Genomic DNA, 23,018 nt, shown 5'->3' with positions numbered 1-23,018 from the left:
ATACAACAAATAATGCGCATCCTTCATCTGGCGCCGCAACAGCCCGGCGTTGGCTTCCCGCCGTAGCGCAGACCGAATTCATGCGCCAAGCTTCCCCTGCCCTGAAGCTTGGGGGTAAGATGAAACGATTGTTCCATCACCTGCGGGAAAACACCTCATGAGCCAAGCCCCCCACTCCACCCTCGATACCAGCACCCTGACCCAGATCGTTGGCGACATGCTCAGCCTTGCCCGCGAGCAGGGCGCCAGTGCGGCAGAGGCTTCCGCCAGCACCGGCAGAGGCTTGTCGGTAACAGTGCGCCTGGGGGAAGTAGAATCCATCGAATACCATCAGGACAAGGGGTTGGGGGTCACCGTCTATCTGGGCCAGTCCAAAGGCAGCGCCTCCACCTCGGACTTTTCCCGCAAGGCCTTGTCAGAGACGGTTTCAGCGGCGCTCACCATTGCCCGGCATACGGCAGCAGACCCTTTTGCCGGGCTCGCCGATCCCGAACTGCTCGCCAAAGAGTTTCCCGATCTGGACCTCTATCATCCCTGGTCCATAGATGCTGACGCCGCCGCTGATCTGGCACGCCGCTGTGAAGCGGCCGCTCGCGACAGTGATCCGCGCATTCACAACTCTGAAGGCGGCAGCCTCGGCACTGGCGAGGGCACGTCGGTCTATGGCAATAGCCTGGGTTTCATGGGCAACAGCCGTTCCTCACGACACAGCCTATCCTGCTCGGTGATTGCCGAAGACAGCAAAGGCGGCATGCAACGAGACTACTGGTACGATGTGGCCCGTGCCGCCGACGCCCTGGCAACGCCGGAGGCCATCGGTAAGATAGCCGCGCAACGCGCCCTGCGCCGTCTGGATGCCCGCAAGGTGGCCACCTCCAAGGCCCCGGTGATCTTTGAAAACCAAGTTGCGTCCAGCCTTATCGGCCACCTCGCCAGCGCCATCAGCGGCGGCAGCCTGTATCGCAAAAGCTCTTTTCTACTGGACAGCCTTGGCAAACAGCTCTTCCCGGAACACATCCGCATTTATGAAGAACCACTACGGCGGCGAGGATTAGGTAGCAGCAGTTTCGATGGCGAGGGGGTCGCCACCCACAATCGCGACATCATCGCTGATGGCGTGCTGGAGGGTTACATCCTCGATAGTTACAGCGCCCGCAAGTTGAACATGCAGAGCACCGGTAATGCTGGCGGGGCCCACAATCTCACCCTGCAACCTGGAGACGCCTCTCTGGAGGATCTGCTCCGCGAGATGGGACGCGGCCTGTTGGTCACCGAACTCATCGGCTTCGGCATCAACATGGTAACCGGTGATTATTCACGGGGCGCCGCCGGTTTCTGGGTAGAGCATGGGGAGATTCAGTATCCCGTCGAAGAGATCACCATTGCCGGAGCCTTACAGGATATGTTCCAGGGCATGAGCGCCGTGGGCAACGACTTGCTCATTCACGGCAACACCGGCTGCCCCTCCATCCTCATTGACGAGATGATGATTGCCGGTGAGTGAGGACGACGGCCAGCAGCAGAAGAATCAGGCTCAACAACAGATAGGGGAGACCGCCCCAGCGTCCGAAGGGTGTTTTTCCGGCCATCGGCTGTATGGCCCCATTCAGGGTGCCCACCACAAACTGGGGTAATTGCGAAATCACGCGTCCATGCGGCGAGATCAGCGCGGTAATGCCCGTGTTGGTCGCACGAACATCGGGTTTTTGCTCCTGCAGGGACTGCATGGCCGCCATTTGCAGGCTCTGTGCGGCGGCGATGCTATGGCCGTACCAGGCATAATCACTGATATTCAAAAGAAAGGTGGCCCCGTCCTTCACGCCCTTGCGCACATCGCGGGAGAAGGACTCTTCATAGCAGATGGTTGTACCGGCTTTTTGTCCATCTACAGGCAAGGCATAAGGCCCATGCCCGGCAGAGAAACTACCGAGCCCCGGTAAAAAATGATGCACCAGCGGCCCGAACAGGCTGGGCATAGGGATGTACTCCCCAAAGGGCACCAGATGCTCTTTCTGATACCAGCGCACGGGTGCCTTCCCGTCGATTTCCATGGCCGCATTGTAATATTTGCGGCCGGTCTCCTCGGGAATGCCGATGAGCAGGATTTTATGGTGCATCGCTGACCATTGCTGCAATTGCTCAATCAGACCAGGCAGTTCCGTCTGGAAAATGGGGAAAGCGGTCTCCGGCAGGACGATCAACTGGGTATCGGGCGGTGTCTGTAAAATCAGGTTTACATAGTGATGCAGGATGGCGTTGACTTTGCCGGCATTCCACTTCTCAGTGATGGGAATATTACCCTGCAGCAAAGTCACCCGCAGCAGTTTGCCTGCGGGATGGGTGAAGGACACCGAAGCCGCCGCCATGGCCACGCCGAAAATCACAAGGAGCGAGGCGACGCCCCCCATCAGTACATGACGGGACTGCCGTCGTTGCAGCATATAGACCAGGATGGCCGCCACTCCGGCGGTCGCCAATCCCACTCCATACTGCCCCAGCCAGGGCGCGAAACCGCCGAGGAAGGCATGGGTCTGGGTATATCCCGTCGCCAGCCAGGGGAAGCCCGTAAAGAGATGGGCCCGCGCCCATTCCCCCAAAATCCACAACACCGGCAGGGCCAACAGCCGGGCATTTCCGACAAAAAAACGGCCAGCCAGCCATAAGGCCAGCGCCGCATAGATGGAACAGCAAGCAGCCAGCACAGCGACGGCGGCGCCCGCCAATACCCAGTCCATATTGGCAAAATTATGCAGGGTAATGGCGATCCAACTTGTTCCCGCCGCAAAGGCCGCAAAACCGAAAACAGTGCCCAGGGCGGCCACACGACGCGGGCGCTCCTCTGTAGTCGCCAGCCAAAACAGGCCAAACAGCAGAGTGATGGCCAGCGGCCACAAAGCAAACGGCGCAAAGGCCAAAGGCCAGGCCGCACCCAAAATGAATGCGGCCAGAAGCCGCACAGGAAAGGATGATGTTCTCAGCACATCACCCTTCATAGACCATCCTGGGTCGCCGTCTCCGGCAGGGATGCACTGCGCGGCGGCGTCACCCGCAGAATCTGCACCCGTTTACGATCCGCCCGCAATACCTCCAGCCGCAAATCCTCCTCCTCTACGACTTCCCCCATACGCGGCACATGACCCAAGCGCGTCGCCACCCAGCCACCCAGCGTGTCGGCATGGCCATCCGCCAGGTGCGCCACAAAATGCGCGTTGAATTCTTCCAGTGGAATCAGGGCATTCACCAGAAAATCGCCATCCTCGCGCGGCGCGATCATCATATCCTCGTCAATATCGTATTCGTCCTCGATTGCCCCGACGATGATTTCCAGCACGTCCTCGATGGTGATCAGGCCGGCGACACCACCGTACTCGTCTACTACCACGGCCATGTGATGTCGACCCGTGCGGAACTCGTAGAGCAAGTGATCCAGGTGTTTGCTCTCGGGAATGAAGGTCGCAGGGCGGAGCAACTCCGTCAACCGCGGCGTTGGAATGTCGCCCCGACAGCCTCGCAACAGATCTTTGGCCAGGAGAATGCCGCGCACATCATCGCGGTCATCCCCCACCACCGGAAAACGCGAGTGCCCCACCTCAGACACCCGGGCAATAATCTCCGATAAAGGCATATCCAGTTCAATCACTTCCATCTGTGGCCGAGGAATCATCACGTCCCGCACCGTAAGCTCGCCCATGCGGAAGATTCCATCCACCATCCGCGCTGCTTCGGCGTCGATGATCTGCCGTTCACCTGCTTCACGGACCAGTTCCAGCAGGGTATCCTGATCTTCCACATTGCCACGCAAGGACTGGGTAAATCGTTCCCACCAGCTCCGAGGTCGTTCCTGGCCACTTCGATCTTCACTCATGCATTTGGTTCAGGTAAGGGTCGGCCACACCCATTTCAGCCAGTAATCGGATTTCCAGCGCCTCCATCTCCTGTGCCTCGGCAACCACTTCATGGTCGTATCCGAGGAGGTGGAGGGTACTGTGAATGAGCAAATGACGATAATGGTCACGCAGGCGCTTGCCCTGCTCGGCGGCTTCGCGCATGACTACCGCCGGGGCGATAACGATATCGCCCAGCAGATCACGGCGGAACATCGCTGGTAGCCTATCCTGCGGAAAGGACAGGCAGTTGGTCGGCTTAGCCTTACCCCGATACCCCGCATTCAGTGCCGCTATTTCCGCATCGGCCACAAACGTCAGGGACAGTTCGCATATCCGGTCATCGGCGGATGCCCGCGCCGAAGGGGCGGAGAGCGCTCGCAGAATCACCCGGCGCGCCTCCGCACGAGACGGCAGTGGCAAGGTCACGGCGGCATCGTCCACGGCCATGCGCAGATAAAGACGACTCATGCCTTTTCTCCGAAGCGGTCATAGGCTTCCACAATCCGTGCCACCAGCGGATGACGCACCACATCGGCACTTTCAAAAAACACCATATCGATACCCGGCATGTTCCCCAGCACATCCATGGCCTGCACCAGCCCGGAAAGCTGTCCGCGAGGCAAATCCACCTGAGTCACATCACCGGTTACCACGACTTTGGCACCGAAACCCATCCGGGTCAGGAACATTTTCATCTGCTCCGGGGTGGTATTCTGCGCCTCATCGAGGATGATGAAGGCGTCGTTGAGGGTACGTCCGCGCATGTAGGCGAGGGGCGCCACTTCAATCACCTGCCGTTCCATCAGCTTGGCTACTTTCTCATAACCCAGCATTTCATGGAGCGCATCGTAAAGTGGGCGAAGGTATGGATCGACCTTTTCACTCAGGGATCCCGGCAGAAAACCCAGGCGCTCGCCCGCTTCTACGGCAGGACGAACCAGCACCAAGCGTCGCACTTGATTACTATCCATCTGCTCCACCGCCGCTGCAACGGCCAGATAGGTCTTACCGGTACCAGCTGGGCCGATACCGAAGGTGAGATCATTATGGCGGATAGACTCCAGATAATGGCGCTGCCGTTGCCCACGACCACGAATCAGCCCTTTGAGGGTCTGTATGCCGGAAGATTCCACCGCCGTAGCACCCGCCTCCGCCTCCAGTTGCACATTCTGGATGCTGTGATGTACCCAATGACTGGACAAGGACCGACCCTGGCGTACTTGAGCATATAACTTGGAGAGTACTTCCTGCGCTGCCTGCACAGAAGCGGCTGTCCCGGTGATATGAAAGCGTGTGCCACGGGGCAGGATAACCACTCCCAAGCGCGACTCGATCTGTTTGATATGACTATCCAACTCACCGGACAGCTCGGAGAGCATCGCCGCACTGGCGTGTTCAGCAATGAAATCACTGTGGCTGACACTCAGCGTCTTACCGGGAGGCTCCATGGGACTATATGGCAAGGCGCTGGCTCGCGGGTGCCGTATGCACCACACGCCCGCGCAGACTATTGGGCAGCGCTGCCGTAATTTCGACATCCAGCATCTGTCCGACCCAATCCATGGGCCCCGCCATATTGACCGAGCGATTGCAAGCGGTCTTGCCCGTCAGTTGCTGCGGATCACGGCGCGACGGTCCAGTCATCAGTACCGCCTGCCGCGTGCCCACCAGGGCTTGCGCATAGCCCTGCGCCAGCCCGTTGATGCGCCCCTGCAATACCGCCAGACGCTCATCCTTGAGGGTCTCGGGCACGCTGTCTTTCAGCTTCAGCGCCGGTGTATTAGGGCGTTGGCTATATTTGAAGGAAAAAGACTGATCGAAGCGCACCGCATCGATCAATTCCATGGTCGCGGCAAAATCCGCATCGGTTTCACCCGGAAATCCCACGATGAAATCCGAAGAAATCTGGATGCCTGGACGGGCGGCACGCAGGCGATCAATCTTATCCAGATATTGCTCGACCGTGTGTTTACGGTGCATACGCCGCAAAATGCGGTCAGAGCCACTTTGCACCGGCAGATGCAAATGCGGTGCGAGAATATCGATACTGCCGTGCGCCGCAATCAATTCATCGTCAAGGTTACTGGGATGGGAAGTGGTATAACGCAGGCGCAGTATACCGGGAATTCGCGCCAGACGTTCCAGTAGATCGGCCAGGCTGCCCTCACCCACCAGCCCCGTCGCACCCCGGTAGGCGTTGACGTTCTGCCCCAGCAGGGTGATCTCACGCACGCCCTGCTCTGCCAACGCACGCACCTCACGCAGGATATCGGGCATGGTGCGGCTATATTCCCGTCCCCGGGTATGGGGTACCACACAGAAGGTACAGAATTTATCGCAGCCTTCCTGAATGGTGACAAAAGCAGTCGCTCCGTCGCGGCCCGGCCGCTGCGGCAAATGATCAAACTTTTCCAACATCGGGAAGGCGACATCCACCTGCGGGCGGCGCTCGGCCAAACAGGCATCCAGTAAATCCGGCAGACGGTGCAGCGTCTGCGGTCCGAACACCAGATCCACGTAAGAAGCGCGCCGCCTCAATCGCTCTCCTTCCTGGCTGGCTACACAGCCCCCTACACCGATCACCACCTCCGGGCGCCGTTCCTTGAAAGGGCGCCAAAAGCCGAGCTGAGTAAAGACCTTGTCTTCGGCCTTTTCACGGATGGAGCAGGTGTTGAGCAGGAGCACATCGGCAAGCGCCGGATCGTCCACCAGATGCAACCCATGACTGACCGCAAGCAAATCAGCCATGCGCTCAGAGTCATACTCATTCATCTGACAGCCGTAAGTCTTGATATACAGGTTCTGCAATGCATTCCCAAAAAAGTGAGGACTTTATGGATGATGATAGGGCCACCCCGAAGGATTGACAAGGGGCGGTCGCCGATTACGGAATCACCCCAAACCCAGCGCTGATTTCAGCAGGTAGTGAAAGCGCTGATCGTCCTGAACACTACCCAGCAGACCAAAACGGGTGGCCACCGCAGTGACCTGCGGCCCCTTCGGCGTGATCGTTACATCCACCAGCATGTGCCCGCTACGCGCATGAATAACACTGCCTTGGGAGGAAGTGCCCGCACTTTCGGTACTGAGAATGACACAATGCATTTGCCCCAGCACCTGCGTGGCTGCCGCACGGGTAGGCTGAAATGCCGTCGGGTAGTAGTGCGTGTCCTGGCCGGTATAGACGGCCGCCAGCGGCCCACCCCCATCCTCCGTGCTACAGGCGCTGAGCAAGGTTGGGGATAGTATCGTCATGATGATCAGAAACAATCGCTTGTTCTTATTCATATTCATCCTCATTAAACCCGGAAGATCAGTTTCCCATGGCGCCAGTATAACCCAAAAGTAGTCCGGCATGACGCCATCCGCAGCATCGTGCTACCATACGCGCCATTCATTCGGCGACGCGATGACCAGCGTTTTGCCTCCACCGGTGGAGAAAGCCCATGTCCCGATCTTCCGGGCCGATGTCCCAGCCTTGGCACTTTACCCGCGAGTTTTTACGCGACCCTCATGCCATTGGAGCGGTGCTACCCAGTTCGCCCTTCCTCGCCCGCCGTATGGCCGCCATGGTGCCCCACAGCCCCGGCCTGGTGGTGGAGTTGGGGCCGGGCATGGGACCGGTCACCAAGGCCTTGCTGGAAAGCGGCATTCCACCGCGGGATCTGGTTCTTGTCGAGCAGGCGCCAGCCATGGTCCGCCACCTGCGCCAGCATTATCCCGAGGTGGAGGTCATTGAAGGAGACGCAGCGCACCTTCAACACCTGGTGGCGCATCGCGGTCCGGTCCGCGCCGTGGTGTCCAGTCTGCCGCTGCGCAGCATTCCCAAAGCAGTCGTCGAGCGCATCTTTCAGCAACTTCCGGGGATCAGTCATCACGGCACGGTCTTCATCCAGTTTACCTACCACTTCCGCAGTTCCTGCCGGGGCTTGCCACCGGAGTTCCGCCGCCGACGCGTCGCCGTGGTCTGGCGCAATGTGCCACCGGCTCGGGTAGACGCCTTCATTTATCACGCCCCCCAGCAGTGCTGATTTGGTCGCGTTGACAAAAAAAGGGGCGAGAATGATGAGGCATGACCGAAAGACACAGAGTGCCGCGTCAGACAATGGGTCCCTGCCCTGTTCCAAAATGATCACCAAAAATCCGCCCCCCCTGCGCCATGCCCCTCGTGCGCTATGGCCTTGGCTAACCTTGCCAGCCTCTCTCACTGCAGCGCTACAACGGGCTTACGGAAAGCCGCATGTGGTGCAGGCGCTGCTGCTGGGTAGCGGGCGCGCGAATCCTGCACCGGTCGAGCGCCGCATATTGCGCCTACATCGCGGAGAGCAGATTTTTTGGCGCGAGGTCCTCTTGCACGGTGGCGACCCAATGCGTCCGGCGCTCTGGGCGCGCACGACCATTCCTTTGTGCGGACTGCGTCACGGTCTGTTACCGCTGACCCGCCATGGCACGCGCCCCATCGGTAATACCCTATTCCGTCACCGCCGTTTGCGGCGCTCCCCGATTCAAGCCGAGAGCCAACCACGATTCGGCCAGCGCCGCTGGCAGAGGCGGTCCGTATTGCGTCGCGGTGCTACCGGGGTCCTGGTCGAAGAGCATTTCCTGCCGGACCTGCCAAGCTGGGCGGGTCGAGGACGACGCTGATGCAAGCGACTCCGGCGCCACTCCGCCAACGCCTACGCGCCTATGTGGCCCTGATGCGCATGGATCGTCCCATTGGCACCCTGCTCCTGCTCTGGCCCACCTACTGGGGACTCTGGCTGGCCGCTAGGGGTACTCCGTCACTCGATCACTTCCTGATTTTCACCGTTGGCACCTGGTTGATGCGCTCAGCGGGCTGTGTGATCAATGATTACTTTGACCGCGATTTCGACCGTCAGGTCGCCCGTACCTGCCAGCGCCCCCTGGCGACAGGCCTGATCACCTCGCGGGCAGCACTGCGCCTGTTCGTTATTCTCTGCCTGCTAGCCGCAGCGCTCTTGCCCTTTCTCAACTGGCTGACCATATGGTTAGCGGCGGGCGCCGTGCTCATTACTGTTACCTACCCGCTATTCAAGCGCTTCACGCACCTCCCGCAAGCTTATCTGGGTATCGCCTTTTCCTTCGGTATACCCATGGCGTTTGCCGCGACCCTCGGGCAAGTTCCGGCACTCGCCTGGTGGCTGATGCTGGCCAATGCCTGCTGGGTCGTCGCCTATGACACGGCCTACGCTATGGCCGACCGTCCAGACGACCTCAAGGCCGGAATCAAGTCGACGGCCATTCTTTTTGGACGTTTTGACCGTCACGCCGTTGCTGGCCTGCAAGCCGTCATGCTCATGACTTTTTTCGGGATCGGCGTTGAGCAGGGCATGCATTGGCCTTATTGGATCGCCTTGGCAGGTGCCACCGTTCTCGCGGCCTACGAGCAGTCGCTGCTCGGCGGCGACCGGGATCAGGCATTCCGCGCTTTTTTGCATAATAACTGGATCGGTTTGCTGCTCTTCTGGGGGATTGTTGCCGGGCTGGCTCCGTGCGGGGTACCCATTCTACCGACGGCACTATAGAAGATTGACCATTTTTTGGCCATCCGTGCATACCCAGAGCACTTTGAAAGCAACCGTTGACAAACTTATACACAATTTACTCATACACGGGGACAAGCTGGGGTGGTCCCACTATGTTTTTGGTGTAAATTATTAACATATTGTTTTTTATTATCTTTTATTTTGCACCTTTTTTAGGCGTCTACTCTAACGCGTTGAAGAACAGGGAGTCTGGGACTTTTCAAGATGTTCATACACAGACTTATCCACAGAAGTTGTGGGCAACTCCATGAGCGCTGAAACCAGATGCATTCAGGTCGCCGTCATGGTACCGCTCCGCCGCATATTTTCTTACGCCCCGCCGTCGGAGGGCCATCTGCAGCCGGGTATGCGGGTGCGGGTACCTTTCGGCAAAAACAGTCGGGTAGGCATCATTCTCGGTTACGCCAGTTGCCCGCCCGATGTAACGCTAAAGACCATCGAGCGGGTTCTGGATGCGCATCCCATTTTACCCATTGCCTTGCAGCAATTGATAGAGTTCGGGGCGGCATACTACCATCACCCGCTCGGCGATGCCTGGGCCACCGCCTTGCCGACCCTGCTGCGTCAAGGACGGCCGCTACCAAAACCGGCTCCCTGGGGTTACCGCCTCAGTGCTATCGAGGCCCAGACGGCACCACGCCAACCCGGAAAATTGCAACAAACGCTCCGGGAATTGCTCGGCACCACGAGTGTTGTGCCTGATGCAGAAATTCCCAAAGAATTACGCCACATTTTACGGCAGGCCATCCGGCGTGGTTGGATAGAAGCGGTGACGGAAGTTATCTCACCAGAACAGGCGGCGCCCTCTCCATATGACCTAAACGCGGAGCAAGAAAGCGCCGTATTGCAATTACGCATGGCCGGAAGCTTCCACGCGTGGTTACTAGAGGGAGTAACCGGCAGCGGTAAAACAGAAGTGTATCTGGAAGCAATCCGACCGCATCTGGCATCTGGGGCACAGGTCCTCATTCTGGTCCCGGAGATCGGCCTCGCCCCCCAACTCGTAGAACGCTGCCAAACGCGTTTTGGCGAGCATCGCGTAGCCGCCTTGCACTCTGCACAAGGCGACGCCGAACGTTTGCGCATCTGGGCAGCGGCGGCAGCGGGACAGATTCAGGTCATCGTTGGCACCCGCTCGGCACTTTTCGTACCCCTGCCCCGTCTTGCCATGATTGTTGTCGATGAAGAACATGATCCCTCTTTCAAGCAGCAGAACGGCTGGCATTATTCGGCGCGGGATCTTGCGATTCAGCGCGCGCGCCTGGAAAACATTCCCATTGTGCTCGGCTCTGCCACCCCTTCTCTGGAAAGTCTCTACAACGCGCAAAAGGGCCGTTATCGACACTTGGAGCTGCGCCAGCGCGCCACTTCAGCGGAATTGCCGAAGATGACCATCGTACCAGTGCGCCGCGAGAACCTGCAGGGTGGCATTTCCTCTACGCTGTTAACGGCGTGTAAGGAAACCCTGGAAGCAGGCAACCAGGTATTACTGTTCCTGAATCGTCGCGGCTATGCCCCAGCAGTGCTCTGCCACGATTGTGGTCATGTGGTGCACTGCCCTCGTTGCAGCGCGCCCATGACCTGGCATCGTCAACAGGAACGCCTCCGCTGTCATCATTGCAATCACGTATCACGCTGGCCGCAAGTCTGCCCCGCCTGCCGCAGTGCGGCGCTAATCACCGCAGGCCAAGGCACGGAGCAACTGGAGGAGGTACTTCGCCAGCGCTTTCCTCAGACCCCCATTTGGCGTATCGACCGCGACGCACTACAGGGTCGCGATGCCCTCACTACGGTGGTCGCCGACATTCGCCAGAATCGTGCTGCCATCCTCGTGGGTACCCAAATGCTGGCTAAGGGACACCACTTCCCGGCCGTCACCCTAGTCGGTATTATCAATACTGACCAGGGTCTGTTCAGCGCTGATTTTCGGGCTCCTGAACGACTGCTGCAGACCGTTCTACAAGTCGCAGGTCGCGCAGGTCGTGAAGAGCGACCCGGCCAGGTACTACTGCAGACCCATCTACCCGAACATCCTTTACTGCAAAGCCTCGCTCAGGGCGACTACCGCCCTCCGGCCCAGGCTCTCCTGGATGAACGCCGGGCGGCGGGGCTACCGCCCGTTGGAGCCCTTACCCTGCTGCGTGCCGAGGCGCACCAACGGTGCCGGGTAGACGAATTCCTGAGGGCCGCCTGCCAATGCGCACCGCCCACTCTGGTGGAGATCAGCGGTCCGACGCCGTCGCTCATGGAGCGTCGTGCTGGATTCGAGCGTGCAGAGCTCTGGATACAAGCACCAAGTCGGGCCCAAATGCAAAAAGCGCTTAAACTCTGGCTGCCACAATTTGCCGAGCTTCACTCCGCCAGAAAGGTGCGCTGGATGCTTGATGTGGACCCCTTACTGATTACCTGAATACTAAAGACCTGGTCAGGCATATAAACTTGCACCGGACTGTAGATATGTTATCCTTGGCAACGGCCAGTTGGGCCATCTTTGATTAATTTGGGGTGTAAAATGGCGGTTGGTACAGTGAAGTGGTTCAATGACAGCAAGGGGTTTGGGTTCATTACGCCGGAAGATGGCAAGGAAGATGTCTTTGTGCATCACTCCGCTATTGAAGGTACGGGGTTCAAGACCCTGGCCGAAGGCGAGCGCGTCAATTTTGAAGTGACTCGTGGCCCGAAGGGTTTGCAGGCCGAGAAGGTCCGCCGGGCTTAATTTAAGTCCAACGGGTGGCAGCATTCTCAGCCATCCGTCCCCCCCTGCGGGGAAAAGTAACTTTACCGGTCTGGCTTTCGCGATTCCGGTTTTCTTTCGTTCGGCTAGCGCGCGGGCTTCTTTCGCTTTGCTGCACCAGCGCTACGATCCTTCGATTTATACTCACTTTTTGCCGGTTTAGCCGAAAGTATCTTGCGCGGTACCCGCTGCTCTTCACGCGCGGCTGGACGCGGCTTGGCAGGCGCACGCCCCACAGGCACACCAGCATCGGTCGGGGCGATCTGCAAAGGCCGTCCAGCGACCCACACCTTTTGCAGATGCTGTAAAACCGACGGCTGTATATCTGCGGGAAGCTCAACAGTGGTATGCTCCGCGTTAATCTGTACCTTGCGAATATTGCGGCTGGGTATCCCTGCCTCATTGGCGATCGCACCCACAATATTTTTGACTTGCGCACCATGGCTTTCACCCACGTCCAGACGGAAGCGACGCATAGGCACATCCTCCCCTCCCAATGTGGCACCACCGCGCGGCGGCCGTGCGCCCCGATCGTCTTCAGAGCGACGACGTGATGAGGGCGGCCGACCCGAACTGACGGAGTCGCTGCGCATCGGCTTGGATACTGCGGCCTCAATGGGAATCAAGGGCCGCTCTTTCTGCACCATGTAAGCCAGCGCCGCAGCGATTTCTCCCAAACCCACATCGTTTTCCTGCTGATAATCCGCAATGAGGGATTCAAAAACCGCCAGATCCTGACTATTCAATACGTCCGACAACTGATCCTTGAACTGGCTCATCCGCCGATCTGCGACATCTTCCATGCTGGGCAGATGCATGGCCGTGATTGTCTGACCCGTCGCCCGCTCGATGGCACGCAGCAAGTGACGTTCGCGCGGCGCAACAAAGAGAATAGCGTCCCCGGCACGTCCGGCACGTCCCGTGCGTCCAATGCGGTGAACATAGGCTTCGGTGTCGTTCGGAATATCGTAGTTGATCACATGGGTGATCCGTTCGACATCCAAGCCACGGGCCGCTACATCGGTCGCAACGACAATATCCAACGTCCCCGCCTTCAGGCGCTCAATGGTCTGTTCGCGCAAGGCTTGACTGAGATCGCCATTGAGGGCGCCACAGGCATAACCGCGCGCTTCCAGGCGCTCCGCCAACTCTACCGTCGCCGTTTTGGTGCGCACAAAAACCAGCCAGGCGTTGCTCTCCTCTACTTCCAAAATACGAGTAAGAGCATCCAACTTGTGGGTACCGCTGACCTGCCAATAGCGCTGACGAATGGCGGCCACCGTAGTCGTCGCCGATTTAACACGGATTTCCAGGGGATCGTGCAAATAGGTTTTAGCAATGCGGCGGATGGCATCCGGCATAGTCGCGGAGAAGAGTGCCACCTGCCGACCATCGGGCGTGTGTTTGAGAATATCCTCCACCGCGTCAATGAAACCCATGCGCAGCATTTCGTCGGCCTCATCCAGCACCACGGCCTGCAACTGGTCCAGACGCAGGGTTTTGCGGCGCAGGTGATCCTGAATGCGCCCGGGCGTACCCACTACAACCTGCACACCTCGCTGCAACTGCTTGAGCTGCAAGGTCATGGACTGTCCGCCATAGATGGGCAGCACATGGAACCCGGGGAGGAACTTAGCATAACTTTGCATGGCCTCAGCTACTTGTATGGCGAGTTCCCGGGTCGGTGCCAGCACCAGCAACTGCGGCACGCGCAGACCAAGATCGACACGGCTTAACAGCGGCAAAGCAAATGCCGCCGTCTTGCCGGTACCGGTCTGCGCCAGACCGATAACGTCGCGCCCCTCCAGCAGCGGCGGGATACTCTGCGCTTGAATGGGCGATGGCTGTTCGTAGCCGATCTCTGTCACCGCTTTTTGGATCGGTTCAGCGAGGGCAAAATCAATAAAGCGGAGATCGGATTCTTGAGACATGAGCACACCTGGACAACGAAGGGAATTCAGCGTCCGCACTATACGCCAATTATAGATAACTTGCAGCGATTTTTGGCTACGTCGACAAATGACTGAACTCAGTCAGTATCCAGCACCGTCTGCAACTGCGTTTGGATGGCCGCGTCGGCATCTGGCCCGATAGGGGTCCGGTCCGGCGTAAAAGTATCGGTGAAGGCATAGGCATAGCGAACATCCTGCAAGCCCAGACTACCGAAGAGACGCATCTCCCAGGAGACATCGTCAGCATGTGGCACCAGAGTCGGCCACTGCTCCGCCGTTTTGCTTTCCAGGATCGGCCCAAAAAAGATGGCACCCGGCTTGTTACGCAAGCGCATGGCGCAACTCCCAGCCGTACGTCCAGACATAGGCAGAAAATCGATGGTGCGGGTCAGGCGCAGCTTGCTATCCAGTGGCACATCAATAGGAACGCCCAGCACCTTACCTTCCGCCGGCTGGGCCACCAGCTTGCAGCCCGCCGCCTGCCATTGCGCGACATCCTGCGCCCCAAAGCGACTGGGCAGGAAAAGCACCCGCAAGGGGGCGATGGCGCTCAGTTCGGCTTGCAGATCAGGGCGAAAGCGCGGCGCGTTAATGAGAATACCGCCCGCATCTTTATCCGCCATGAAATAGACGGCGGGGCTTCCCTGTCCGCCTTCCACATGGTAAATGTCCCGATCAAAAAAGCTGCACAGCTTCTGCATCGTCCTTCTCCTAATGCCCGGCTGGGTGTATCCCGCGAGTATAACCGCAATCTGCACTGGAACTCATCCCACAGTGCATTGCGGGGTGCAGAGTCTGTGGCATAATGCCCCCATGAACATCCTCCTGCTGGTCGCAGCCCTCATCATCATCCTCGCCGGTGCCGAGGCGTTCACCAACGCGCTGGAGCACCTGGGCGACCGTCTGGGTATTTCCGAGGGCGTTACCGGTTCCATTTTTGCGGCGGTGGGCACGGCGCTTCCCGAGGCTATGGTGCCTATTGTTGCAGTTTTCGCTGCGACCAGCGGGCAACCGGCGCACCTGGGGGAAGAGGTGGGGGTGGGCGCCATTCTGGGCGCCCCCATGATGCTGTCCACGCTGACGTTGTTTATGATGGCGCTGTTTGTATCGCCACAACGCGGCTGGCGCGGAGCGTTAAATCCAGAACCTACGGGCTTGCGTCGCGATCTTGGCTGGTTTCTGTGCGCCTTTGGTCTGTCCGCCGTTGCCCTCTTTGTGCCCCACCACATCACTCTGGCGCGTATTAGCATCGGCCTGGGACTGGTCACGCTGTACTTTCTGTATGTGATGGTGACCTTGCGCGCCTCTGCGGCGCTGGTCGCCGAGGGGCACGGCACCGAAGCAGGGCATGCCTTGTACTTGAGCAAGACTGGCCTGCCCACGAAGATGCCGGTCATCTTGATCCAGCTTGCCATAGGGCTAGGCATGATTGTCTTCGGTGCCAACCTCTTTGTCGATGGGATTGAGGGGCTCTCGCACTGGCTCAGTATTTCTGCACTGATCCTGTCTTTGCTGGTGGTGCCCATCGCCACGGAGTTGCCGGAAAAGATCAACAGCATCCTCTGGATTCGCCGCGGCAAGGATACACTGGCTTTTGGTAACATCACCGGGGCGCTGGTCTTTCAGGGAAGTCTGCTACCCGCTATTGGGGTACTGTTAACCCCTTGGTCGCCCTCCCCCCCCGTTCTGCTGGGCGCAGGGCTGACGCTGCTGGCCGGGGGATACACTTATTTTCTGGTGCGCCGCGGCGTCACCCTGCGGCCCTATCATTTTCTTTTCAATGGAGCCTGTTACGGGGCTTACTTTTTCGCCCTTACCTGACCACCCGAAAGGTACTCGCCGCACGCTGGTGCCTTTTGCTAGAATATGAGCCGTAGCCCCGGTAGCTCAGTGGATAGAGCAACCGCCTCCTAAGCGGTAGGTCGCGCGTTCGATTCGCGCTCGGGGCACCAAATATTCCCCTGCCAAAAGCAGCAATCCCGCGGCGGCTGCCGCCACCACGGGATCATCTGTCACAGGCTTAGCCTGCGCACCCTCAGATCGTGTGATGCATATCCTCCAGCATCCGTTCAATACGCGGGCCGAGAATGATTTCCATCGCAAAGCCCATCTTGGTCCCCGGGATCACCAGGGTATTGGAGCGAGACATAAAACTACCCGGCAACATCTGCAGGAGAGCGGGGAAATTCTCTTCCTTATGGTCCCGGAAACGGATGACCACCATGCTCTCGTCCGGTGTCGGAATATCGCGGGCAATGAAGGGATTGGACGTATCCACCAGCGGCACCCGCTGAAAATTGATGTGGGCACGTGAGAACTGCGGGGTAATGTGGTGGATGTAATCCGGCATACGACGTAGGATGGTATCCACGATCGCCTCGGCAGAGTAGCCGCGCTGGGCATTGTCACGGTGAATCTTCTGAATCCATTCCAGATTGACCACTGGCACCACACCAACTAACAAGTCAACGTAATTGGTCACATCCACATCGTCTGTCTTCACACCACCATGCAGCCCTTCATAAAACAGCAGATCAGTACCAGAGGGGATGTCCTGCCAGGGGGTGAAAGTACCGGGTGCGCTGCCACGCAACTCTGCCTCGGGCTCGTCGTGGACGTAGTAACGCATCTGTCCATGACCGCTCTCACCATACTCGCGGAACAGACGCTCCAACGCTTCAAAATCGTTGCCCTCCGGGCCGAAATGGCTGATAGTTTTACCCTCAGCCGCAGCCTTGGCAATGGCTTCGCGCATCTCCGTCCGGTTGTAACGATGGAAGCTGTCACCTTCAATGACGACCGGATCAATTTTCAAGCGCCGAAAAATATCGTGGAAGGCATGCTTGACGGTGGTAGTACCCGCCCCTGAGGAACCGGTCACGGCAACGACGGGATGTTTCTTAGACATGGAAATATAACCTCTTTGGTGAATAAAACCTGCAGGGCGTCCGCTCTGCGAACTGGCATGCTTTTGGCCAGTTTAGCAAAGGGCGTCCGCTGGTCAATATAAAAGCCGCCACAGACCCTGCGCGCTGGCCAGACGATAACATCAATGATGACTATAGACCGAGATTGTACCAGATCGCTGTCGTCGCCTCAGCCTGATTCAAGGTATAAAAATGCAGGCTCGGCGCACCTTCCCGCAGCAGCAACTGACACTGTCGGCTCAACAAGTCGATTCCAAGTTGATACTGAGATTGTGGATCATCTGCATAGGCATCCATCCGTCGTCGCACATACTGCGGAATATCTGCTCCGCACATGGCAGAAAAACGGGATATTTGCTCAAAGTGAGTGATGGGCATGACACCGACCACCACCGGCACTTCAACTCCCTGTTGTTGCAACTCATCGCGCAACTGCAGGTAAGCATCGGGATTGAAAAAATATTGGGTGATAATCGCATCCGCTCCGGCCCGTACCTTGGCCACGAGATGCGCCACATCATCACGAGCCGAAGTCGCTCTGGGATGAATCTCCGGATAACCCGCCACATACACGTCAAAACCACCAAAATGACGGATAAATGCAACCAAATCTGCGGCATGCTGAAAATGGCCAGGATTCTCCATACCTTCCGGCAAATCACCACGCAGGGCCACGATACGCCGTATGCCCTGCTTCTGGTAATCTTCGAGAATCTCCCGAATCCCGGCTTCCGTAGACCCGATGCACGAAAGATGCGGCACCGCCTCCAGATCATAATCCTGACGGATCATGGTCACGGTAGCAAAGGTCCGCTCGCGGGTGGACCCACCCGCCCCGAAGGTCACCGAGGCATACTCGGGACCCAAGGGGAGAAGCGCGGTGATCGCCTCCCGCAGACGTTCCTCACCCGCGGCATTTTTGGGGGGAAAGAACTCGACGGAATGTGCCATCAGTAGCGGTACGCATCCGCTTTGAAGGGGCCATCAACGGACACGCCAAGGTACTTGGACTGCGCGTCAGTCAGACGGGTCAATACTCCCGCGAAGCCCTCCACCATATAGCGGGCCACTTCTTCATCCAGAGCCTTCGGCAGGACGGTAACAGAGATGTGAGCGGCCTTTTCCGAGGCAGGCAGATCGGCAAAACGCTCACCGTACAGATGCATCTGCGCCAGCACCTGGTTGGCGAAAGAACCATCCATGATTCGGCTGGGGTGACCCGTCGCATTGCCCAAGTTCACCAAACGCCCTTCGGAGAGCAGGATCAGGTAGTCGTCACTATCGGGATCAAAGGCCTTACCGGTAACCGTATCGCGGTAGACCTTGTGGACCTGCGCCTTCACTTCGTCCCAGGCCCAGGTTTTGCGCATGAAAGCAGTATCAATTTCGTTATCAAAATGACCGATGTTACAAACCACGGCCCCCTTCTTGATGGCCTTGAGCATACCGGCGTCACAGACGTTGAAGTTACCGGTCGCAGTCACCAGCAAATCCATCTGGCCCAGAAGATCACGATCAATGCTGGCATCTGTACCGTCGTTGATGCCGTTTTTATAGGGTGACACGACTTCATAACCGTCCATGCAGGCCTGCATGGCGCAAATGGGATCCACCTCAGTAACGCGCACAATCATCCCCTCCTGACGCAGGGAAGCCGCCGAGCCCTTGCCCACATCGCCATAGCCCAGCACCAGTGCGCGCTTGCCGGAAAGCAGATGGTCGGTAGCCCGTTTGATCGCATCACTGAGCGAGTGACGGCAACCATACTTGTTGTCGTTCTTGCTCTTAGTCACGGAGTCGTTGACGTTGATGGCAGGAATTTTCAGGCTGCCTTCGCGGGCCATTTCCCAGAGGCGATGCACACCGGTAGTGGTTTCCTCGGAGACGCCATGGATACCGGCCAGCAGCTCCGGATATTTCTCGTGCAACAGGCCGGTAAGGTCTCCACCGTCATCCAGCAGCATGTTCGGGCGCCAGCCATCCGGGCCGGTGATGGTCTGCTCGACACACCACCAATACTCGTCTTCCGTCTCACCTTTCCAGGCAAAAACCGGAATACCCGCCGCCGCGATGGCCGCCGCCGCCTGATCCTGGGTGGAGAAAATGTTACAGGACGACCAACGCACTTCCGCACCGAGCGCTACCAGCGTTTCGATGAGTACCGCGGTCTGGATGGTCATGTGGATACAGCCGGCAATACGCGCACCTTTGAGGGGCTGCTGCGTCTGGTATTTGCGGCGAATGGTCATCAAAGCCGGCATTTCTGTTTCAGCAATGCGGGTTTCTTTACGCCCCCAATCGGCGAGGGAAATATCGGCGACTTTATAATCAGCAGAACTTTTGAGCACAGCATTCATGTAAGTCATTCCTTGAGCATGAAAGCGAGCGCAGTTTTACAGATGGGAAGCATAGGTCGAGCCTGATCGTAACCCCACCACCATTCCAGCCAGAGAAGCATCCAGCCGGATCGGCAAAGTGAGGCATGACGACTGCAGCGCCCCTCGACCTGATCTTCCAGCAGGGGGAACCCCCACTAAGGCATTTTTACCGCAGTCCGGCAGCGTCACGCAAGACAGCCGCCTTGTCAGTACGCTCCCAGGTGAACTCAGGCTCTTCGCGACCAAAGTGACCATAGGCAGCCGTTTTGGCATAGATCGGCCGCAACAGGTCGAGCATCTGGATGATGCCCTTGGGGCGCAGGTCAAAGTGCTCACGCACCAGAGCGGCGATGCGATCGTCGTCGATCACTCCGGTACCAAAAGTGTCCACCATCAGACTTACCGGCTGGGAAACACCGATGGCATAGGCCACCTGCACTTCGCAACGCCTGGCCAAGCCAGCGGCCACGATGTTTTTGGCCACATAGCGTCCGGCGTAGGAAGAGGAACGATCGACCTTGGAAGGATCCTTACCGGAGAATGCACCGCCGCCATGACTACCCTGACCACCGTAGGTGTCCACAATGATTTTGCGCCCGGTCAAACCACAGTCGCCCACAGGTCCGCCGATCACAAAACGGCCGGTGGGGTTGATCAGGTATTTCGTATCCCTATGAATCATCTCAGGCGGCAGGACAGGCTTGATGATTTCCTCGCGCACGGCTTCGACGAGATCTGCATGGCTGATCTCCGGGCTATGCTGGGTGGAAAGCACAACCGTATCGATGGCGACTGGGCGACCATCCTCATAGCGTACCGTCACCTGACTTTTGGCATCAGGTCGCAGCCAGGGCAGGCGACCATCTTTGCGCACCATCGCCTGCCGCTCGGTCAGACGGTGGGCAAAATAGATGGGGGTCGGCATCAGCACATCTGTCTCGTCACAGGCAAAGCCGAACATCAGGCCCTGGTCACCAGCGCCCTGATCGAGGTCAATGCCGGCCCCCTCGTCCACACCCTGAGCGATATCAGGGGATTGCTTATCCAGGGTCTGCACCACCGCACAGGAGGCCCAGTCGAAACCCATGTCCGAGGAATTATAACCGATCCGGCGCACGGTCTGGCGCGCTACATCCGCATAATCCACCACTGCTGAGGTGGTAATTTCCCCCGCAAGCACGATCAGGCCGGTAGTGATCAGCGTCTCTGCCGCCACACGACCACGGGAATCCTGAGCCAGAATCGCGTCAAGAATGGCATCGGAAATCTGATCTGCCACCTTATCGGGGTGACCTTCGGAAACAGATTCAGAGGTGAAAAGATGACTTTTGGACATGTGCGCTAGGCTCCTCGCTGGCTAGGCCGACTGTCACAGTCGACAGGGACAGCGCGCACTATATCAAAGGAACACAGCACAAGCGAAGTGAAACACGCTCACCGCAAAGGCAAAAATTGCTCAAGCAGGGCGGGTATACGGCTTAAGGATGCGCCGGACCGACCACCGGAAAAGAGGATTTTTTGCCACCGCCCCAGAAATAAGAAATACCACCTGTCACCTGTACATCATTGAGGTTAGCGCCGCTGGGCGTAGGAGCACTAAAGAGCAACTGGTCCTGCACACCCAGACGCAAACCAATCTGATCGTTCAGTAGATACTGATATCCCACCCCGAAGACACCCATCAACGAGGTGCTCCGCCCAAGCTGGTTATTAAACAGGTTGCTGGATGCCCCCAAACCCAAAGAAAGATAAGGAGTATCAGAACTATCAAAAACGTAAAGATTACCGAGGACCGCACCACTGTATTGATTGGCGGCGTTAGCATGCGCGGGACTTTGTAACTGAGCAAAGGCTGCCGCCACTTGCGCTTCAACCCCCACATGGGCGTCCACACGATGCCCTAGACGCAAACCAACCACGCCAGCATTACCTCCGCCACCCAGTCCGCTGGATGCATCAAAGAAGGTGCTGCCACCAAAGAGATTGATGTAAGTCTCATCATGCGCAGCTTGGCCCTCTCCCCAAGCCGGCATGGCGAGGAGAAGCCCGGAGAACACCAGCAAAGCGCGCACCCCCCACTTCATGGCCTAATGCACCTCGTATATGGCAGCACTACAAACTGAAACCTGTTACAATCATAGCCTGATTTAGATGAATATACCACACCATTTAGTCCACTTTGACAAAAAACCAACAAGGAGTTTTCATGTCCACTCTCGTCTGCGGCTCTCTGGCCTTTGATACCATCATGGTTTTTCAGGACCGCTTCAAGGCACACATTCTGCCCGATCAGGTACACATGCTGAACGTCTCCTTCACCGTCCCGGAAATGCGGCGCGACTTTGGCGGCTGTGCCGGCAACATCGCCTACAATCTAAAATTGTTAGGTGGCAATCCACTGATTGTCGGCACCGCTGGCCAGGACTTCACCCCCTACCTCGATCACCTAGAGGCACAAGAGTTAGACACCAGACTACTGCGGATTCTCCCGGACCATTACACCGCACAGGCCTTCATTACCACTGATCTGGACGACAATCAAATCACTGCCTTTCACCCCGGCGCCATGTTTCAGGCCCAGGAAAATCATCTGGCCGGCCGTATTCCCGAAGATGTGCATTGGGCCATTGTTTCACCCGATGGCCTCGGCGCCATGGTGCAGCATTTGGAAGACCTTACGAATGCTGGCATCCCCACGCTGTTTGATCCCGGTCAGGGCTTGCCCCTCTTTGATGCGGCAACCTTGACGCATCTTATTGATCGTGCGGACTACCTCACCGTCAATGATTATGAGTGCCAGATGGTACAGGCACGCACGGGTCTCCGCGTCGACGAGCTCTGCCAGCGTCTGAAAGCCCTGATCGTCACCCGCGGCGAGCATGGCTCGGTGATTTACCATGATGGCGAGGAGACGATCATTCCAGCCGCCAAACCCAAAGCCGTTTTGGATCCTACCGGATGCGGTGATGCCTATCGGGCCGGGCTGCTATATGGACTGGAGCGCGACCTTGGCTGGGAAACGACCGGCAAGGTCGCCTCGTTGATGGGCGCCTATAAGATTGAAAGTGCAGGCACCCAGAACCACCGTTTTACCTGGCCGGAATTTCAGGCGCGCTACCATGAAAACTTTGGCGAGAATATCGGCTAGGTTTCGAGCCACTTAAGAAACGATGGGCTTATCCTCGGCATCCCAGACATTGATGCCGCCGCCGAGGTTATAAACTTCGGCAAAGCCCATCTCCTGCAAAGTCACCGCTGCCAGTGCGGAGCGCGTTCCGCTGTCACAGTAAAGGACAACGACCCGATCGCGCGCCAAGGCCAACTCTGGATGACAATGGGCATACTCCGGATCGGCCATAGCCTCCAGATAGCCGCGGGGCACATGGATAGCATTGGGCAAATGCCCCTCCATGAAGGCGCCGGACTCCCGGACATCCACCACCAGCACACCATCGCGGCTGCGCAGCCAGTCCTCCAGCGTGTCGCAGTCTATTTCGCGAATTTGACCGCGCGCATTCCGTATAAAATCTGCCAGTGATTTGCTCACTCTTCCTCCCTCCTGCAACAAAACCT

The 23,018-nt window shown here is 58.0% G+C and carries 22 protein-coding genes, 1 tRNA gene and 1 riboswitch; of the genes, 9 read left to right on the top strand and 14 right to left on the bottom strand.

Annotated features, from left to right (window positions below):
- Positions 1-157: 157 nt before the first annotated feature.
- A complete protein-coding gene (gene pmbA, locus M0P56_RS12210) occupies positions 158-1,504 on the top strand; it encodes a metalloprotease PmbA (RefSeq protein ID WP_291510298.1) in 1,347 nt (448 codons plus the stop codon).
- Here pmbA and lnt read toward each other — a convergent pair.
- The 6 genes from lnt to M0P56_RS12180 all read right to left on the bottom strand — a co-directional run bounded on the left by lnt (position 1,473) and on the right by M0P56_RS12180 (position 7,175).
- Entirely contained in the window at positions 1,473-2,993 is a 1,521-nt protein-coding gene (gene lnt / locus M0P56_RS12205) for an apolipoprotein N-acyltransferase (protein WP_291510297.1), read from the bottom strand. The two genes, pmbA and lnt, sit on opposite strands and share 32 nt — an antisense overlap.
- A complete protein-coding gene (locus tag M0P56_RS12200) occupies positions 2,990-3,865 on the bottom strand; it encodes an HlyC/CorC family transporter (protein WP_291510296.1) in 876 nt (291 codons plus the stop codon). The genes lnt and M0P56_RS12200 overlap by 4 nt, the downstream gene beginning before the upstream one ends.
- Positions 3,858-4,355: an rRNA maturation RNase YbeY gene (gene ybeY / locus M0P56_RS12195; RefSeq protein ID WP_291510295.1), complete on the bottom strand. Its 498-nt coding sequence runs from the start codon at positions 4,353-4,355 to the stop codon at positions 3,858-3,860. Before ybeY ends, M0P56_RS12200 begins: the two co-directional genes overlap by 8 nt.
- Positions 4,352-5,335 carry a PhoH family protein gene (locus M0P56_RS12190; protein ID WP_291510327.1) on the bottom strand — a complete coding sequence of 328 codons (984 nt, stop codon included), beginning with the start codon at positions 5,333-5,335 and terminating at the stop codon, positions 4,352-4,354. The genes ybeY and M0P56_RS12190 overlap by 4 nt, the downstream gene beginning before the upstream one ends.
- Before the next feature lie 4 nt (positions 5,336-5,339).
- Positions 5,340-6,695, bottom strand: coding sequence for a tRNA (N6-isopentenyl adenosine(37)-C2)-methylthiotransferase MiaB (gene miaB, locus M0P56_RS12185; protein ID WP_291510294.1), 1,356 nt, complete (start codon positions 6,693-6,695; stop codon positions 5,340-5,342).
- An 84-nt stretch (positions 6,696-6,779) separates the two neighbouring features.
- The gene (locus tag M0P56_RS12180) at positions 6,780-7,175 is read right to left on the bottom strand and encodes a DUF3568 family protein (RefSeq protein WP_291510293.1); all 396 of its coding nucleotides are present in this window, start codon (positions 7,173-7,175) and stop codon (positions 6,780-6,782) included.
- Positions 7,176-7,333: 158 nt separating this feature from the next.
- On the opposite strand from M0P56_RS12180, the gene M0P56_RS12175 reads away from it, so the two are divergent.
- The 5 genes from M0P56_RS12175 to M0P56_RS12155 all read left to right on the top strand — a co-directional run bounded on the left by M0P56_RS12175 (position 7,334) and on the right by M0P56_RS12155 (position 12,170).
- Positions 7,334-7,918, top strand: a complete 585-nt coding sequence (locus M0P56_RS12175) for a methyltransferase domain-containing protein (protein WP_291510292.1) — start codon at positions 7,334-7,336, stop codon at positions 7,916-7,918.
- A 97-nt stretch (positions 7,919-8,015) separates the two neighbouring features.
- The gene (locus tag M0P56_RS12170; protein ID WP_291510291.1) at positions 8,016-8,531 is read left to right on the top strand and encodes a chorismate lyase; all 516 of its coding nucleotides are present in this window, start codon (positions 8,016-8,018) and stop codon (positions 8,529-8,531) included.
- Positions 8,531-9,433: a 4-hydroxybenzoate octaprenyltransferase gene (gene ubiA / locus M0P56_RS12165; RefSeq protein ID WP_291510290.1), complete on the top strand. Its 903-nt coding sequence runs from the start codon at positions 8,531-8,533 to the stop codon at positions 9,431-9,433. Before M0P56_RS12170 ends, ubiA begins: the two co-directional genes overlap by 1 nt.
- 268 nt (positions 9,434-9,701) lie before the next feature.
- A complete protein-coding gene (locus M0P56_RS12160; RefSeq protein WP_291510289.1) occupies positions 9,702-11,864 on the top strand; it encodes a primosomal protein N' in 2,163 nt (720 codons plus the stop codon).
- A 102-nt stretch (positions 11,865-11,966) separates the two neighbouring features.
- Positions 11,967-12,170 (top strand): cold-shock protein, encoded by a 204-nt coding sequence (locus tag M0P56_RS12155; protein ID WP_009564993.1) that lies wholly within the window; start codon positions 11,967-11,969, stop codon positions 12,168-12,170.
- Between the two features lie 104 nt (positions 12,171-12,274).
- Here the strand turns inward: M0P56_RS12155 and M0P56_RS12150 are convergent, their stop codons facing one another.
- Complete coding sequence (locus tag M0P56_RS12150) at positions 12,275-14,119, bottom strand: DEAD/DEAH box helicase (RefSeq protein WP_291510288.1); 1,845 nt, start codon at positions 14,117-14,119, stop codon at positions 12,275-12,277.
- Between the two features lie 98 nt (positions 14,120-14,217).
- On the bottom strand, positions 14,218-14,841 hold the full coding sequence (locus tag M0P56_RS12145; protein ID WP_291510287.1) for a hypothetical protein: 624 nt from the start codon (positions 14,839-14,841) through the stop codon (positions 14,218-14,220).
- Between the two features lie 112 nt (positions 14,842-14,953).
- Between M0P56_RS12145 and M0P56_RS12140 the strand changes: the two genes are divergently transcribed.
- Both M0P56_RS12140 and M0P56_RS12135 read left to right on the top strand, forming a co-directional pair.
- Complete coding sequence (locus M0P56_RS12140; RefSeq protein WP_291510286.1) at positions 14,954-15,961, top strand: sodium:calcium antiporter; 1,008 nt, start codon at positions 14,954-14,956, stop codon at positions 15,959-15,961.
- Between the two features lie 55 nt (positions 15,962-16,016).
- Positions 16,017-16,092: transfer RNA gene (locus M0P56_RS12135), tRNA-Arg, on the top strand.
- Between the two features lie 83 nt (positions 16,093-16,175).
- On the opposite strand, the gene M0P56_RS12130 is transcribed toward M0P56_RS12135, so the two are convergent.
- From M0P56_RS12130 to M0P56_RS12110, 5 genes are all read right to left on the bottom strand, one after another.
- Positions 16,176-17,048, bottom strand: a complete 873-nt coding sequence (locus M0P56_RS12130) for a phosphoribulokinase (RefSeq protein ID WP_291510285.1) — start codon at positions 17,046-17,048, stop codon at positions 16,176-16,178.
- 151 nt (positions 17,049-17,199) lie between these two features.
- A complete protein-coding gene (metF, locus tag M0P56_RS12125; protein WP_291510284.1) occupies positions 17,200-18,018 on the bottom strand; it encodes a methylenetetrahydrofolate reductase [NAD(P)H] in 819 nt (272 codons plus the stop codon).
- The gene (gene ahcY / locus M0P56_RS12120) at positions 18,018-19,424 is read right to left on the bottom strand and encodes an adenosylhomocysteinase (protein ID WP_291510283.1); all 1,407 of its coding nucleotides are present in this window, start codon (positions 19,422-19,424) and stop codon (positions 18,018-18,020) included. Before ahcY ends, metF begins: the two co-directional genes overlap by 1 nt.
- A gap of 19 nt (positions 19,425-19,443) precedes the next feature.
- A riboswitch (S-adenosyl-L-homocysteine riboswitch) is annotated at positions 19,444-19,576 on the bottom strand.
- A 35-nt stretch (positions 19,577-19,611) separates the two neighbouring features.
- Positions 19,612-20,781 (bottom strand): methionine adenosyltransferase, encoded by a 1,170-nt coding sequence (gene metK, locus M0P56_RS12115; protein WP_291510282.1) that lies wholly within the window; start codon positions 20,779-20,781, stop codon positions 19,612-19,614.
- Positions 20,782-20,923: 142 nt separating this feature from the next.
- Positions 20,924-21,529, bottom strand: coding sequence for a flagellar motor protein MotB (locus M0P56_RS12110; RefSeq protein ID WP_291510281.1), 606 nt, complete (start codon positions 21,527-21,529; stop codon positions 20,924-20,926).
- 122 nt (positions 21,530-21,651) lie between these two features.
- Between M0P56_RS12110 and M0P56_RS12105 the strand changes: the two genes are divergently transcribed.
- Positions 21,652-22,593 carry a carbohydrate kinase family protein gene (locus tag M0P56_RS12105; RefSeq protein WP_291510280.1) on the top strand — a complete coding sequence of 314 codons (942 nt, stop codon included), beginning with the start codon at positions 21,652-21,654 and terminating at the stop codon, positions 22,591-22,593.
- Positions 22,594-22,605: 12 nt separating this feature from the next.
- On the opposite strand, the gene M0P56_RS12100 is transcribed toward M0P56_RS12105, so the two are convergent.
- Positions 22,606-22,992 carry a rhodanese-like domain-containing protein gene (locus tag M0P56_RS12100; RefSeq protein ID WP_291510279.1) on the bottom strand — a complete coding sequence of 129 codons (387 nt, stop codon included), beginning with the start codon at positions 22,990-22,992 and terminating at the stop codon, positions 22,606-22,608.
- Between the last annotated feature and the right edge of the window lie 26 nt (positions 22,993-23,018).

Source organism: Acidithiobacillus sp. (assembly GCF_023229925.1).
In the GTDB taxonomy this organism is placed as follows: Bacteria; Pseudomonadota; Gammaproteobacteria; order Acidithiobacillales; family Acidithiobacillaceae; genus Acidithiobacillus.
Note: the sequence above shows the minus strand (reverse complement) of the source record. Positions and strands in the feature narration are given on the sequence as shown.